General features: G+C 41.7%; 10 protein-coding genes and 4 tRNA genes. 12 read left to right on the forward strand and 2 right to left on the reverse strand.

Going from position 1 to position 15,392, the window contains the following annotated elements; all coding sequences use genetic code 11:
* The first annotated feature begins 21 nt into the window (after positions 1 to 21).
* On the forward strand, positions 22 to 2,193 hold the full coding sequence (locus L4D20_RS19975) for an EAL domain-containing protein (protein WP_428803353.1): 2,172 nt from the start codon (positions 22 to 24) through the stop codon (positions 2,191 to 2,193).
* On the opposite strand, the gene L4D20_RS19980 is transcribed toward L4D20_RS19975, so the two are convergent.
* Positions 2,156 to 4,519: a DNA polymerase II gene (locus L4D20_RS19980; RefSeq protein ID WP_428803354.1), complete on the reverse strand. Its 2,364-nt coding sequence runs from the start codon at positions 4,517 to 4,519 to the stop codon at positions 2,156 to 2,158. The two genes, L4D20_RS19975 and L4D20_RS19980, sit on opposite strands and share 38 nt — an antisense overlap.
* Before the next feature lie 494 nt (positions 4,520 to 5,013).
* On the opposite strand from L4D20_RS19980, the gene uvrY reads away from it, so the two are divergent.
* The 11 genes from uvrY (at position 5,014) to L4D20_RS20035 (ending at position 14,702) form a co-directional block, all read left to right on the forward strand.
* On the forward strand, positions 5,014 to 5,658 hold the full coding sequence (gene uvrY, locus L4D20_RS19985; RefSeq protein WP_428803355.1) for a UvrY/SirA/GacA family response regulator transcription factor: 645 nt from the start codon (positions 5,014 to 5,016) through the stop codon (positions 5,656 to 5,658).
* A complete protein-coding gene (gene uvrC, locus L4D20_RS19990) occupies positions 5,658 to 7,490 on the forward strand; it encodes an excinuclease ABC subunit UvrC (RefSeq protein WP_428803356.1) in 1,833 nt (610 codons plus the stop codon). Before uvrY ends, uvrC begins: the two co-directional genes overlap by 1 nt.
* Positions 7,491 to 7,538: 48 nt before the next feature.
* Positions 7,539 to 8,096, forward strand: coding sequence for a CDP-diacylglycerol--glycerol-3-phosphate 3-phosphatidyltransferase (pgsA, locus tag L4D20_RS19995; RefSeq protein WP_428803357.1), 558 nt, complete (start codon positions 7,539 to 7,541; stop codon positions 8,094 to 8,096).
* Between the two features lie 231 nt (positions 8,097 to 8,327).
* Positions 8,328 to 8,401: transfer RNA gene (locus tag L4D20_RS20000), tRNA-Cys, on the forward strand.
* 3 nt (positions 8,402 to 8,404) lie between these two features.
* Positions 8,405 to 8,480 (forward strand) — tRNA-Gly (locus L4D20_RS20005).
* A 106-nt stretch (positions 8,481 to 8,586) separates the two neighbouring features.
* Positions 8,587 to 8,673, forward strand: a tRNA-Leu gene (locus tag L4D20_RS20010).
* Between the two features lie 34 nt (positions 8,674 to 8,707).
* Positions 8,708 to 8,783, forward strand: a tRNA-Gly gene (locus tag L4D20_RS20015).
* Between the two features lie 395 nt (positions 8,784 to 9,178).
* Positions 9,179 to 9,967 (forward strand): TetR/AcrR family transcriptional regulator, encoded by a 789-nt coding sequence (locus tag L4D20_RS20020; protein WP_428803426.1) that lies wholly within the window; start codon positions 9,179 to 9,181, stop codon positions 9,965 to 9,967.
* A 183-nt stretch (positions 9,968 to 10,150) separates the two neighbouring features.
* Entirely contained in the window at positions 10,151 to 12,529 is a 2,379-nt protein-coding gene (locus tag L4D20_RS20025; RefSeq protein ID WP_428803358.1) for an efflux RND transporter permease subunit, read from the forward strand.
* Positions 12,530 to 12,709: 180 nt separating this feature from the next.
* A complete protein-coding gene (locus L4D20_RS20030) occupies positions 12,710 to 13,462 on the forward strand; it encodes an outer membrane lipoprotein-sorting protein (RefSeq protein WP_428803427.1) in 753 nt (250 codons plus the stop codon).
* Positions 13,463 to 13,469: 7 nt separating this feature from the next.
* Entirely contained in the window at positions 13,470 to 14,702 is a 1,233-nt protein-coding gene (locus L4D20_RS20035; RefSeq protein WP_428803359.1) for a hypothetical protein, read from the forward strand.
* 98 nt (positions 14,703 to 14,800) lie between these two features.
* Here L4D20_RS20035 and L4D20_RS20040 read toward each other — a convergent pair whose 3' ends face one another.
* Entirely contained in the window at positions 14,801 to 15,280 is a 480-nt protein-coding gene (locus L4D20_RS20040) for a GNAT family N-acetyltransferase (protein WP_428803360.1), read from the reverse strand.
* Positions 15,281 to 15,392: the final 112 nt, after the last annotated feature.

Below are 15,392 nucleotides of genomic sequence, written 5' to 3' on the forward strand. Positions count from 1 at the left end.
ATAGAAACCAAGTGCATATTAATGGATGTAATGAAAGGCTCTGATTCTAAAGTAGAAACTAAAAAATCTCTTGGTAAGATTTATCGCACCTTAGCGGTTCAAATTCAGGCAATTCGAGAGGGCTTACTTTGGATTCTACCGTGTCTGATGATTTCATCATTGTTGCTTTTTGTAGGTTCAGTGAGCGAATTTATTCTTGGTCCTAATCAGCCTTGGATAGAGATGTGTTACCGAATCTATTATTATCTCAACGACCTTTTCCCAATATTACTGACCGCAGCACTTTCTTATATTTTMGCCATGCATTGGCGATTACCACGCCCACCTGTGGCATTGATTTCTATTGTCTACTTGGCCATATTTAATCGACTTTTCCAAGGAACACAAAGTGGAGAGGTAGTCGAGTTGGTGATTTCAGTCGTCACTCCACTTTATTCCATTCCGCTTTTGGCTGCTTTTTTTCGCCATCGTCTTTTTCAGATTGTCACTAGTAATCACATTGGTCAGATAGTAAGAGAATCACTTAATCTGATTTTGCCCTCCATCTTGGTGGGCATAACCGTAATTTCGGTTAATAGCGCAGTCGTTCTGGCGTTTGATGCAGCAAACATCTTGTCTTTTATGGAGGTAAACTATGATGATTCGCCTCTGTTTTTCGGTGTGGTTTTTTCAGCCGTTAACTCGTTACTTTGGTTTATTGGAATCCACGGGTACTACGCTTTGCTTCCTTGGATATCGATACTAGAGCAAGCGATCCCCATGGCAGAGCATAATGCTTTATTGGGCAATATTAGCGATTATGCCGTTAACTTTTCATTTATGGGCGCGTTCGTTTTTGTTGGTGGAAGCGGTGCAACGCTTGGCCTTGTTCTTTCTTTGCTGATTTTTTCTAAACAAAAACCAATGCGCCTAATTGCTTTAGCAAGTCTTCCATTGGGTTTACTCAATATCAATGAAATACTCTTATTTGGCCTCCCCATCATATTTAATCCGCGGTTGTTTATTCCTTTTATACTCGCGCCCGTTCTAAACTTACTTATTGCGTACATGACCATTTCATTGGGCTATGTTTCTGTGCCGGTGACTGCGCTTCCATTTAGTAGTCCTATCTTTTTTAACTCTTGGCTAGTCACAGGAGGGGACGTTAATGCTCCTCTGTTACAGATGATCAATATTGTGGTTTCATTACTTGTTTATAGCCCGTTTGTGTTAGCAATGAATCGTGATAATTACGAGAAAACGATCCAATTTAACTCTCTTGATACCGTTTACTCGCGTCGAAAAGAAGAAGCTCTGGTTCTAAAAAGTGACAGAGTTGCGGCTGCTCGCAGTGCTAGGCAGCGTCAAGTAGGCCTAGAACAAAAGCTGGAAAGTATTAGCCGAAAAGAATTTTGTTTAGAGTATCAACCACAAATCTGTGCTAAGACTCGCCGAGTTACAGGTTGTGAAGCGCTCATTCGGGCGATTGACGCTCAGGGTAACAAAGAGTACCCAGGTAGCTTCTTACCTTGGTTTGAGAAAGCAGGAATGATGAAGGAGATTGACCGATGGGCAGTGCTACAGGTTGTTAGTGATGTGAAGAAAGCACGCTCACAAGGTTGGGCGGTGAAAACGAGTGTTAATATTACCCCTGAAACATTGCTAAATCCTACGCTTGTTGAGGAGCTATGTCGGTATATTTCGCCTGTTGGACAATACATTCATATAGAGATAACAGAAGAGAGTTTGCTCAAAGACCATCGGGCAATTCAAAGTGCGATTAACGCATTTAGAAAAGTGGGCGCCAGTATCTATATTGATGATTTTGGCTCAGGCTTTTCATCATTAGGTTACTTAAGTTTATATGATATTGATGCGATTAAGATTGACCGAAGTTTTGCATTGGCCCTAGATAGAGAAAAAGGGCGTAAGGTATTTCATGGGTTGTTGGGTGTTGCAGAAGAATTAGAGTTAGCGACGGTCATTGAAGGTGTTGAAACTATCGAGCAAATAAACAATATCCCTAGAAAAGATGGGGTTTCAATTCAAGGCTGGTACTACAGTAAATCGCTGTCCTATGAGAAGCTTGAAGCCTATATACTAAATAGGAACAGTAATAGCGCCATTGAGCGAACTGATGATGTGCTTCAAAGTGGGGTAAGGGAAACTAATAGCCCTAAAATAGACCAAATTGACGCTCTGTTAAGCGAGTGAAATCCATATCAATAAAGGGAAGGATTGCATCACCAATGGGCTTCAGTTGCTTGTCGATATAGTGCTGATAATCAATCGCACTTTTCACATACTCTTTTGGCTCAGGCCCATTAATCGTAATCAAGTATTCAATTCTTCCTTTATTTTGGTATTGCAAAGGACGTCCAAGCTGTTGGTTGATATCATCGGCTAGCCTTGCTGCTCTAACTTGAGGTGGGATGTTCTTTTGATATTCGTGCAGTTTACGTCGCAACCTTTTTTGATAGATCAATTGGTCGTCATATTTACCGGCTAACGTGTCTTCAACGAATTGAGCGACATATTGCTTAGGACAATCACCATGAAAAATTAGTTGATATAGGTGCTGTTGGAACATCTGAGATAAAGGAGTCCAATCTGTTCGGGCACTCTCTAATCCTTTGAAGATGATCTGTTCACTTTCTCCATTCCCTATTAAACCCGCATATCGTTTTTTCGATCCTTTTTCTTCTCCGCGTATGGTCGGCATCAGGAATTTTCTATAGTGAGTTTCGTACTCTAGCTCAAGGATGGATGTTAAATGATATTCATCCATTAAATGTGCTGTCCACCAAGTGTTGATTTTACTGACGAGCTTGAGACCTACTTCATCAGCTTGTTGCTGCGTACAAACGGCATTAAGAGAGACAAACGTGGAGTCTGTGTCTCCATAAATTACTTGGTAACCCTCTTCTTCAATGAGTACTTTAGTTTGCTTCATGATTTCGTGCCCACGCATAGTGATACTTGAAGCAAGCCTTGTATCGAAGAAGCGACAACCAGAAGAGCCCAGTACACCATAGAATGAGTTCATGATGATTTTTATGGCTTGAGAAAATGCCTTTTCGTTGTTTTTCTTCGCAACATCTCTGGCTTGCCACAATGTTTCGATCATTTGTGGAAGAAAGTGCTCGGTACGGTGGAACTGACCGCCACGAAATCCGGGGACAGCTTCTTCATCAGCCGTCCCAATATCCTGCTTTAATCCCTCAATAAGCCCCATTGGGTCGATAAGAAAAGAGCGAATAATCGATGGATATAAGCTTTTAAAGTCGAGAACTAAAACAGAATCATACAGGCCCGGCTGTGAGTCCATAACGTAGCCACCGGGGCTAGCTATCCAGTTTTCTGGTTCCAGATTCGGTGCTACATAGCCTGAACGATGAATCTGTGGTAGATAAAGGTTTGTAAAAGCCGCTACAGAACCACCAATACGATCAAGCTCTACACCCGTCAAACGTGACCGTTCAATGGCAAAGTCAAGCAGGTGGGTCTTAGTGAAAATGCGATTAACTAAGACACAATCTTGTAAATTGTATTTGGCAAGCGAAGGCTTGTCATGACGGAACATTCGATTGATCTCATCCATTCGGTCATGAACATTATGTATATCTTTCCCTTCACCAAGCATTTCTTGAGAAACGGACTCTAAGGACCAAGATCGAAAGTGGTAGGTAGCGGTTTTTAGAGTGTCGATGCCATCCATTACGACGCGGCCGGGAATCGTAATAAAGCTTTGTTGAGTGGTCGAAGAGGTTCGGAAATAACTTAATTGCTTCGCACGGCCAAGGACAAGTTTAATATTATTAAATTCAGCTCTTTTATGCAGTAAACGGAAATCGAAATCGATAACATTCCAGCCAATGATCACATCTGGGTCAAACTGTTCAAACCAAGAAATTAGTGCTTTCAGCAGTTCAGACTCGTCGGCTACCCACTCTATATTTGTCTCGCTAGGCTCTTCTGGACCAATCATAATAACTCGACTGTCCATCACACTGTCGAGCCCAATGGAGTAGAGAATACCTCTTTCAGAGCACTCAATATCTAGAGAGACAACGTTAAGCTCTGGAGAGTAATTGCCTTGACGACATTTAGCTTGAGTAACTTTTGTATATGACCGATTGTTGGATGTCTTGCCAGTAAATTCGACACCTCCACGTATAAATCGCTCCATGAGATAGCGATCTGCAAGGCGAATATCGGATTCAAAAGTAGTGATATCATTACTATTTAAAATCGAAGCAACTTGTTGACTTTCTCTAGTGGTATTACAGTAACAAGCCGTGAGAGGTTCTGAATTAAAGGTTTGTAGTGCTAATGGTTTGTATGTCACATTTAGCTGTTTTTTTTGTGATAATGTCAGTGCCGATTTTTCTTGATGCTGGTGGATAAAAAATACTGGTTTTTCTTGAGTGACGATCAACTGAGTGGGGCCTTGTGGCGTTGCTAGCCATAACTCTATTTGAGTTTGATTAGCAATATCCCTAGCTTGACGGGTTAAAAGAAAGCCTTGCGATACACTCAAAAAATTAGCCTTAATTTGTGTATGTATCAATGTACTGATACGTTCGAATGCGAGATATAGTAACAAACTTAGATGAGAGAGGAAGGTATATCCCGATCAATGAATTTATTTTGTTTGTATATTAACCAAGTGGTTTATATCTCAGGGAAAAAGACTAAATAGTCGGACTAAGATCTCCTTTTCAATTTTAATTTCTGTTAGTGTACTTGGGTCGTTTAATCCTAGTTTCATATGGATTGAGTGAATTAGTTAGTGAACTTATACTTGCTAAAGTTAGTGTTTGGGCACATATTCAGAGTTACTTTGGCTATCAGAGTAACCTTGGTTGCCTAAATAAGTTAAACTTAGCAATGAGTAGGCATAGTGGCTAAAATATTGGTAACTATGCAAACAGGTAACTATGCAAGTAAGTAGCTAAGAAAAATAAGTAACGAAGCTGTTATCCACTACCTTAGGTGGGTGCAGAGCCAATTAACGAGTGTGGAGATACAAGTTTGATAAGTGTTTTCCTTGTAGATGATCACGAGCTGGTTCGCACAGGGATACGACGTATTATTGAAGACGTCCGTGGTATGAACGTAGCAGGGGAAGCTGAGAGCGGTGAGGATGCAGTAAAATGGTGTCGCAACAATCATGTTGATGTCATTTTAATGGATATGAATATGCCTGGTATTGGTGGCCTTGAAGCGACCAAAAAAATCATTCGATTTAATCCAGACATTAAAATCATTGTTTTGACTGTTCATACGGAGAATCCGTTTCCAACAAAAGTGATGCAAGCCGGAGCTGCAGGCTACCTGACAAAAGGTGCTGGCCCCGATGAAATGGTCAATGCAATTCGGATGGTGAATAGCGGTCAACGTTATATTTCCCCTGAAATCGCACAGCAAATGGCCTTGAGTCAATTCTCACCTGCTTCTGAGAACCCTTTTGCCGATCTATCGGAGCGAGAGCTTCAGATCATGATGATGATCACTAAAGGTCAAAAGGTGACAGATATTTCTGAGCAATTGAATTTGAGCCCTAAAACAGTCAATAGTTATCGTTATCGTCTATTTAATAAATTAGATATCAGTGGGGACGTCGAACTGACTCACTTAGCGATAAGGCACGGGATGCTCGATACAGAGACGTTATAGTGTCCACATCTTTTGATTCTGTTTCCTTTCTAAAAACTGTCACAAATCAGCCCGGTGTTTATCGTATGTATAACGCCGAGGCTGTTGTCATTTATGTGGGTAAGGCAAAAGATCTTAAAAAACGTCTTACGAGCTATTTTCGAAAAACCGTCGACAGTGAGAAAACGAAAGCACTCGTATCTAACATTGATAAAATTGATGTGACCGTTACTCATACGGAAACAGAAGCTCTTATCCTCGAACATAACTACATCAAACAGTATTTGCCGAAATACAATGTATTACTGCGTGATGACAAATCCTACCCTTATATTTTTATTAGTTCTCACAAGCATCCAAGACTTTCGATGCATAGAGGCTCTAAGAAAAGAAAAGGGGAGTATTTTGGACCATACCCTGAGTCAGGAGCGGTTCGTGAAACCCTTCATCTCTTGCAAAAGATCTTTCCAGTAAGGCAGTGTGAGGACACTGTTTACAGCAACCGTACTCGCCCTTGTTTGATGTATCAGATTGGACGCTGTGCTGGGCCTTGTGTCTCTAGCATCATCTCGAATCAAGATTACGACGAATTAGTGGGTTATGTACGTCTCTTTTTGCAAGGAAAGGATCAGCAGGTACTTGAACTACTGATCAGCAAAATGGAACAAGCGAGCTCTACACTTAATTTTGAAGATGCCGCTAAATTTCGAGATCAAATCCAAGCAATTCGTCGAGTGCAAGAGCAGCAGTTCGTGTCTGACGATAGCATGGAAGATATGGATGTTTTAGGCTTCTCTCAAGAGAATGGTATCGCCTGTATTCATATCTTGATGATACGCCAAGGTAAGGTCCTTGGCAGCCGAAGCCATTTCCCCAAGATTCCGAACAATACGACTCAAGAAGAAGTGTTCTACAGTTTTCTTAGTCAATACTATTTGAGCCACAATGAAGCGCGTTCAGTACCGAATCGAATTGTGCTTAATGGCGGATTAGTAACAGAAACCGAATCCATTCAAGAAGCTTTGACGGGCATTGCAGGTAGAAAGGTTAACTTCCACCTTAATGCAACAGGTACACGTGGTCGCTATCTAAAATTGGCCAATACTAATGCACTAACGGCCATTACAACCAAGATAAACCATAAGATGACGATTTCTCAGCGTTTTAAAGCCCTGAGGGAGGTGTTAAACGTCGAAAGTATTTCACGCATGGAGTGTTTTGATATCTCTCATACAATGGGGGAGAGCACTATAGCCTCATGCGTTGTATTCAATCACGAAGGGCCAGTCAAACAAGAATATCGTCGTTACAATATCACGGGGATTACGGGCGGTGATGATTACGCTGCAATGGGCCAAGTCTTGGAACGTCGTTATTCAAAGCAGCTTGATGTTGATAAGATCCCGGACATTATTTTTATTGATGGTGGTAAAGGCCAGCTCAATCGTGCACTAGAGATCGTAAGTCAATATTGGGATGATTGGCCTAAGCGCCCGAAATTACTTGGTATTGCAAAGGGAGTCACTCGAAAGCCAGGTCTTGAAACGTTGATTACTACTGAAGGTGAAGAGTTCCATCTTCCAAGTGATGCGCCTGCACTTCATTTAATGCAGCATATTCGAGATGAGAGCCATAACCACGCCATCGCTGGTCATCGTGCTAAACGTGGTAAAACTCGTCGAACCAGTCCATTAGAAGGGATTGAAGGGGTAGGACCTAAACGTAGACAATCTTTGCTTAAATATATGGGGGGGTTGCAGGAATTAAAGCGTGCAACTGTCGAAGAAATAGCCAAAGTGCCGGGTGTGAGCCATTCTTTGGCAGAAAACATTTATCAAGCATTGAAACAATAGTAAAAATCCCGCAACATAAACGCGCAATGAATAAGAGCTTATAAAAATATGCGTTTTAATATCCCTAACATTTTGTCTCTACTACGACTTTTTCTTATACCAGTATTTGTCGTGGCTTTTTATCTACCCTACACTTGGGCCCCTTTTGCAGCAGCCATGATATTCTGGGTGGCTGGGTTTACTGACTGGCTTGATGGCATGCTTGCGAGAAAGCTTGGTCAAACCTCGCGCTTTGGTGCCTTTATCGATCCAGTCGCGGATAAAGTTTTGGTTGCGACGGCATTAATATTGATCACTGATCAGTACCATACGCTTTGGATTACTATCCCTGCCGTTGTAATGATTGCTCGTGAAATCATTATCTCAGCACTCCGAGAGTGGATGGCTGAAATTGGCAAACGGGCCAGTGTTGCCGTTTCTTGGATAGGGAAGGTCAAAACAGGTTTTCAGATGTTTGCACTCTGGGTTCTCATTTGGCAATACGACGATTGGATGATTTGGTTAGGCTACGCCGCCATTTATATAGCGATGATTTTGACGTTCTGGTCAATGATGCAGTACTTAATGGCCGCGAAAGACGATTTACTTAGCGAAGAGCATCAATAGAAGAAACGGGCATTGGCCCGTTTTTTGTTTTTCTCCTAAGTTTTAACTAGTTTACTTCCTAAATTTCAGCTAATTATCGCTATGAAAATGTTCAAAATAAGCTCTATTGAATGGAAAGTAGCCAAACGATTTAAAAAATAAAAAATAGGGTTGACTCATCTGACTGAATCCGTAGAATGCATCCCGTACCCAAGAGGAACGCATTAAACAGCGTGATGATTGAGGTTAGGCGGCGTGTTGGCAGAGTGGCTATGCAGCGGATTGCAAATCCGTGGACCTCGGTTCGACTCCGGGACGCGCCTCCATTTGCGATACTAGCTCAGTTGGTAGAGCGCAACCTTGCCAAGGTTGAGGTCATCGGTTCGAACCCGATGTATCGCTCCAAATATAAACGATGTGGCGTTTACATTTAATGTAACGCGGTATCAAGATGGTGTCTAACTGACTCGAAAGAGTTCATTAATTAGAAGCATCGCAACAAGTTTTGCGTGCCCTGGTGGTGGAATTGGTAGACACAAGGGATTTAAAATCCCTCGGCGTTCGCGCTGTGCCGGTTCAAGTCCGGCCCGGGGCACCATCTATTCAAGTCTACGTTCTTCGAATGTAGCAATGCGATACTAGCTCAGTTGGTAGAGCGCAACCTTGCCAAGGTTGAGGTCATCGGTTCGAACCCGATGTATCGCTCCAAATAAACAGAAAGCCCTAGCAGAAATGCTAGGGCTTTTTTGTATCTGACTCATTATTCAGGATGCTAATGTTATCGGATTGAACATTTCTTTTTCTCGATCTTTTCTTATTTTACGCCGCAGACTCAATAGTTTAGTTGTGTACTTTTCCTAGTTGTTTTACTTACGAACGTTTTATTTGGACTTGTAAAAAGTCACTCATAGAGATGACTAGATTTCGCACAATAATAACCGTCACAAATAAATAACCAAAAAACACTTGATATGCTCAATGAATGATCTATTATGACGATGTGTCAAAAGTGACGGATAGTCATAAAAGGTGAGGTACACACATTTTGCATTCGTGTTACAATTAGAGAGTCTAGAGGTATTAACGAAAGTGGATTGAATAACATGTTTGGCTTTAGCTGTAATAAAAGTGATAAAAAGAAGTCGCAGGGTTGTTCATTTGGTTTGTCCAAAAAACAACAGGCGATTGCAGATCGAGAAGTCGAGTTAACTTTGTTGGCAAAAGAACTTGTTCAAGAGCAAGGATTTGGAAACCTAACAATGGATAAGCTGACTGCTGCTAGCCCATACTCTAAGGGTACGATTTACAATCACTTTTGCAGTAAAGAAGATGTTATTTTAGCGCTATGTATACATTCGTTAAGAACTGAAGCTCTATTGTTTGCTCGCATTGGTGAGTTTGAAGGTAATACCAGAGAGAGAGTCATTGCAATGCATGTTGCTCTTCGCATTTATGCTCGAACGGAGCCAGTGCTGTCAACATGTGCAATTATGGCCAAGAGTCCTTGGGTATTAGAAAAAGCTTTACCAGAACGAGTTACCGAGTTAAATAAACTGGAAGAGATGGTTATCGCTCAAGCAGACGAATTAACCAATTTAGCCGCTGAAATTGGCGACTTAAAGTTCTCTCCAGGAGTAGGCTCTGATGCGATAGTATTTGCAAACTGGTCAATAGCATTTGGTTCCAATGCATTAACGCAGAATGCGTCTAATAGCCATTGTATCAGTCGCTTACAGGACCCGTTTTCGGTGCTGCATAATGCAAACATGCTGCTTGATGGCCTAGGTTGGAAACCTCTATCTACGGAATGGGATTACCGCAAAACCTGGCGTCGCGTAGAGCGCGAGTTGTTTAGTGAAGAAGTGGCTTATTTAGAGTCAGTTGGGCGTTAACTAAACCTCTCATTACTAAAACCCATTTTAAATGGGTTTTTAAATCACCGCTTATGACGATTCGTCAATAAGTCCGTATTTTATTAATGGTCTTTATTGATACGCTAGTGTCGCTTTTTAACCAGTCAACAAACTGGTTTTTTAATGGCGATAGTTGACGAAACGTCACAAACGGAGACTGTGATGAAACCATCTAATCCACCACTAAAGAACATAAATGCTTGGTTTACACTACCAACAAGGCTCACTTTCTGGGTGATATTTGCCACCATATCATTCGTTATTGTCGCTACTTTGGGTGCAAAAAATCTGTACTTTCGGGGTGATTACAATATATTTTTCGAAGGTTCAAATAAACAACTTGTAGCGTTTGATGAGATTCAAACGACATTCGCAAAATCTGATAATTTATCCATCGTCATTGCTCCTAAACAAGGTGATATTTTCACGCCTGAAATGCTGACACTGGTTCAAGATATAACAAAAGACGCCTGGCAAGTTCCTTACTCAAGCCGTATCGATTCGTTAGCTAATTTTCAACATACTGAAGCACTAGAAGACGATCTTATTGTCGAAGATTTGTTGTATGAGGGAAATGCCTTAACCCAGGAACGGATTCAAAAGATTCGACGCATTGCGCTGACTGAACCTGCTTTAGTTAATTCTGCAATTTCTAGCAAAGGTGATGTCACCGTTGTCAATGTGACGGTTCAGCTTCCAGAAGTAGATAAAACAGCGGAAGTTCAAGAGGTCATCGCGAGCGTTAATCAAATCGTTGACCACTATCAAACTGAATATCCGGATGTTGAGTTTCACAAAGCCGGCATCATAGCGATGAACAATGCGTTTATGCAGTCGGCTCAGTCTGATACATCGACATTGGTTCCAGCCATGTTGGTCGTAATTTTAGTGTTTCTGACCGTGATGTTGAGATCGATATTCAGCGTTATCGCAACGTTGGTCATTATTATCGGGTCAGTTGCAGCCACGATGGGTCTGTCTGGTTGGGCTGGTATGTTCCTTAGTACGGCAACGGTTAATATCCCAACTCTGGTGATGACTTTGGCAGTAGCGGATTGTGTCCATGTTATTGCAACCATGCGTCACAATATGCAGAACGGTTATTCAAAGCAATACGCAATTGATCAAAGCATTGCCGTAAATTTCATGCCCATTCTTATTACGTCTGTTACCACCGCCATCGGCTTCTTAATGATGAACATGTCAGACTCACCGGTACTCAGAGATTTTGGTAACTTGGCTGCACTTGGTGTGATGATAGCGTGTTTCTTATCTGTCTCATTATTGCCTGCTATGTTGAAGTGGTTGCCTATGCGAGTGAAAGAAATTCAGAACACCGCTTCAAATCGATTTATGGATGGGTTGGGTAACTTTGTCGTGAATAATCGCAAAGCTCTTTTACCGTTATCTGTGCTCGCCATTGTGTTCTCAGCCGTTTTGATTCCTCTTAATAAAGTGAATGACGACTCAGTTAAATATTTTGATCAAAGAAGTGAGTTTCGTCGTGCTGCTGATTTTATGGAAGAACGTATCAGCGGTATGACTAACATAAGCATTGCGATCAAGACAAACGAATCACAAGGTATCGCTGATCCCACGTTTATACAGACAGTCGGAGACTTTAGTGATTGGCTACGTTCTCAACCAGAAACGGACCATGTTGCGACGTTATCTGATGTATATAAACGCCTGAATAAAAATATGCACGGCGACGATAATCGCTACTACCAATTACCTTTGGATAGAGAATTAGCCGCACAATACTTGCTGCTGTATGAAATGTCTCTGCCTTATGGTTTGGATCTGAACAACCAGATCAACGTCGATAAATCGTCGATCAAAATGGTCTTAACGATTGATAACCTTGGTAGCGTTGAGTTGGTCGAGTTAGAAGAACGGATGTACGAATGGTTTAAAACCAATGCGCCACAATATGAAGTCGTTGCGTCTAGTCCGTCACTGATGTTTGCACACATTGGTGAAACCAACATGGCGAGCATGCTTTCAACACTACCAATCACGCTTGTTTTGATTTCTGCACTCATGATCTTTGCGTTACGATCTTTGCGATTAGGCATCATCAGCATTGTGCCTAACATAGCTCCAGCTCTGATTGGTTTTGGTATCTGGGCGTTGGTCTCAGGTGAAATTAACCTAGGTTTATCAGTTGTAGTGACATTAACTCTCGGCATTGTTGTTGATGATGCGGTTCACTTCTTATCTAAATATCAACGCGCTAGAAAGCAAGGACAGAATGCTGAACAAGCCGTTCGTTATGCATTTCAAACAGTAGGGCGAGCACTTTGGATCACCACTGTAGTGCTGGTTGCTGGGTTCTCGGTTTTAGCTATGTCTTCATTCAGACTCAATGCAGATATGGGCTTACTCAGTGCGATTGTTGTCTTTATTGCTTTGGTGGTGGACTTCCTATTCTTACCAACTTTATTGATGCTGTTCGATAACAAAGAGTACGAACGCGAGCTTGAAGCGCCTGAAACTCAAGAGATTTTGATTCCCAATAAACCGATCACCAACGCATAGAAAACTCTGAATCAGTGTCCATGTAAGCAATTGATTATAGGTATAGAAAGTGAATTGGCGTACATGGGCATCAAACGATTGAATTTAGACGAATACAAGGAATGAATGATGAACGTATTAAATACTCAACTAAATCATAAATACATACCATCTTGGATAGCTAAAGCCACTTTGGTCGTTATGGCCTCTTTTGGTGCTTCACTACCTGCTTCAGCAAATATAGAGATAGGTTTAGAGATCGCTACAGAGCGAAAAAATCGAGATGAAGGATGGGGTGATTCAGTAGCAACGATGCAGATGTTACTAAAAAATGCCCAAGGAGAAAGTAGTACACGTTTGATGCATCTGAAATCATTAGAAGTTAAAGGTGATGGCGACAAAGGGCTAACTATTTTTGAAGAGCCACGAGATGTGAAAGGTACGGCATTCTTGAATCACTCACATACTGTTGAAGCCGATGACCAGTGGCTATATTTACCCGCTTTGAAACGCGTGAAGCGTATCTCTTCTAGAAATAAATCCGGTCCTTTTATGGGAAGTGAGTTTGCTTACGAAGATTTAAGCTCGTTTGAACTTGAAAAGTACTCATTTAATTTTCTCAATGATGAAGTAATTGACGGTACAGAGGTCTTTATTCTAGAGCAGATACCAACAGACAAGAATTCCGGTTACACCAAGCAAGTTGTTTGGCTAGAGAAACTGGAATATCGCCCTTTAAAAGTTGAGTTTTATGACCGTAAAGGCGCACTGCTGAAGACTTTAACGTTTACTGACTATAAGCAATATCTGGATCAATACTGGCGCGCACACACGATGGCGATGCAAAACCACCAAACGGGTAAAAGCACTGTATTGACGACGAGTGAACTTGCATTTCAAACGGGTCTTAATGACAGTGACTTTCAGAAAAACACGCTGAAACGCATAAGGTAGTAACGATATGAAAAGGAGTCGAAAGTCGTTAAACCAGTTAGGGGCGACGCTAGCCATCGCAAGTAGCGGACTTCTGGCGTTACAATGTCACGCCAATGATTCGCTTGGCCTCGCGGACCAGATCGAAGTGGGTGGTCAAGTGAATGTAGAGCATCGTCAGTTTTTCTCGTCAGGTGAACAAGGGCAGGGTAAAGGGCAATCTTCCGTTGTTGCTGCCCCCGAGTTTTATTGGCAGTCAGAACAAAGTAATGGAAGTTTCACATTTACTCCATTTTATCGCCTAGACAGTTTGGATGATGAGAGAACACATGGGGATATTCGTGAAGCTCTGTATCTGACTTACTGGGACGATTACGAACTGCGTGCTGGCGTAGGTAAAGTGTTTTGGGGCGTGACTGAATCAAGTCATTTGGTGGATGTCATTAACCAAGCTGACGCCATTGAGTCGTTGGATAGTGAAGATAAACTAGGTCAGCCAATGGTTCACTTTACCTCTATCAAGGAGTGGGGCACGTTAGACGCTTTGGTTCTTCCCTATTTTCGTGAGCGGACTTTCGCGGGTGTTGATGGGAGAATTCGGCCCACGCTTCCCGTGTCAAATGAGGCATTGTACGAATCGTCGCGAGAAGAGAAGCACATAGATACTGCTTTTCGTTACAGCCAAATGCTGGGGGATTGGGATATCGGTCTTAGTTATTTTTATGGGACTAACCGTGATCCGTATTACCAGTTAAACATGGGCTCATCTCCGGTAACACTACAGCCCTATTACGCACAAATGAGCCAAGTTGGTTTGGATGTACAGGGTATCGTCGGAGATTGGCTGCTAAAGCTTGAATCAATCTATCGTGATAGTTTTGATAATCATACGGGTCTTGCAACTGGGTTTGAATACACCATCGTTGGGCCGTTTGAGTCGTATTGGGATGTTGGATTGATTGCAGAGTATCTGTATGACAGCCGTGGAAACAATGCTCAAACGCCAAATCAGAATGATATTTTTGCAGGTGTTCGATTGGCGTTAAATGATGAAGACGGTACTGAGGTGTTGACTGGTATTACTCAGGACTTAGATCATAGCGATGTGTACAGCGCAAAGTTGGAAGCTTCAAGCCGAATTACCAATCAACTGAAGTGGCAAGTAGATGCGTGGTTATTTGAAAATGAAACACCGACCGATTTGCTCTTTTTCGCTCGCAAAGATGATTTTGTAGAGGTGTCATTAGAGTACTATTTTTAGGTATAAAGAGTAAGGCATTGGAAGATGCCTTACTCTTGAGTATTCGTGACTGTGAGTCTATAGGGTTACGTTAAATCAAATAGTTAGGGATCGTTGACTTAGAGGGTTTTAATCATCCATACATCGCATTTACTATGGATTGTACCTTCTAAAGGCTTATTCAAATGTTCGAATCCTAACTTTTCATACAAAGAGATAGCAGGCTTCATGCTAGACAATGTGTCAAGGTAGCAGTGCGTATAACCGAGTGATTTCGCGTAACTTAGGCACTCTAAGGTTAATTGTTTTCCTACGCCTAATCCACGTGCGCTTGATAATAAAAATAGTTTTTTTAGTTCACAGGTGTCGTCAGAATCGTTAAACGGTGCAATGCCTCCACCGCCAACAATTTCTTCGTTTACAGTTGCGACTAGATAATGGCTACGTTTTTCTTTTGTGTAGTACGCGCTCATATTCGAAACTTCCGCATCACCAGGGCCAAAGCCTTCCCCAATGGCTCCATATTCTTCGCCGACTTTAGTAATGATCTCTTGTATGGATTTGTCGTGCTCTGGCTGTAATTTTTTGATGATTAGCATAAGGGACTCTGATGCAAAATGATGATGTATAAGATTAATGGGAGTGCTTAACGAGTTTTTCAATCATTGACGATGTTTTTTTCATCAATAGATTGAGATATAGGTAATTCAA

It is taken from the genome of Vibrio kyushuensis (assembly GCF_050337325.1).
GTDB classification, from domain to species: Bacteria; Pseudomonadota; Gammaproteobacteria; order Enterobacterales; family Vibrionaceae; genus Vibrio; species Vibrio kyushuensis.

Coding starts and splice junctions, on each gene's coding strand:
- pgsA (WP_428803357.1), top strand. CDS start 7,539: ATGCGTTTTAATATCCCTAACATTTTGTCTCTACTACGACTTTTTCTT.
- L4D20_RS20020 (WP_428803426.1), top strand. CDS start 9,179: ATGTTTGGCTTTAGCTGTAATAAAAGTGATAAAAAGAAGTCGCAGGGT.
- L4D20_RS20025 (WP_428803358.1), top strand. CDS start 10,151: ATGAAACCATCTAATCCACCACTAAAGAACATAAATGCTTGGTTTACA.
- L4D20_RS20030 (WP_428803427.1), top strand. CDS start 12,710: ATGGCCTCTTTTGGTGCTTCACTACCTGCTTCAGCAAATATAGAGATA.
- L4D20_RS20035 (WP_428803359.1), top strand. CDS start 13,470: ATGAAAAGGAGTCGAAAGTCGTTAAACCAGTTAGGGGCGACGCTAGCC.
- L4D20_RS20040 (WP_428803360.1), bottom strand. CDS start 15,280: ATGCTAATCATCAAAAAATTACAGCCAGAGCACGACAAATCCATACAA.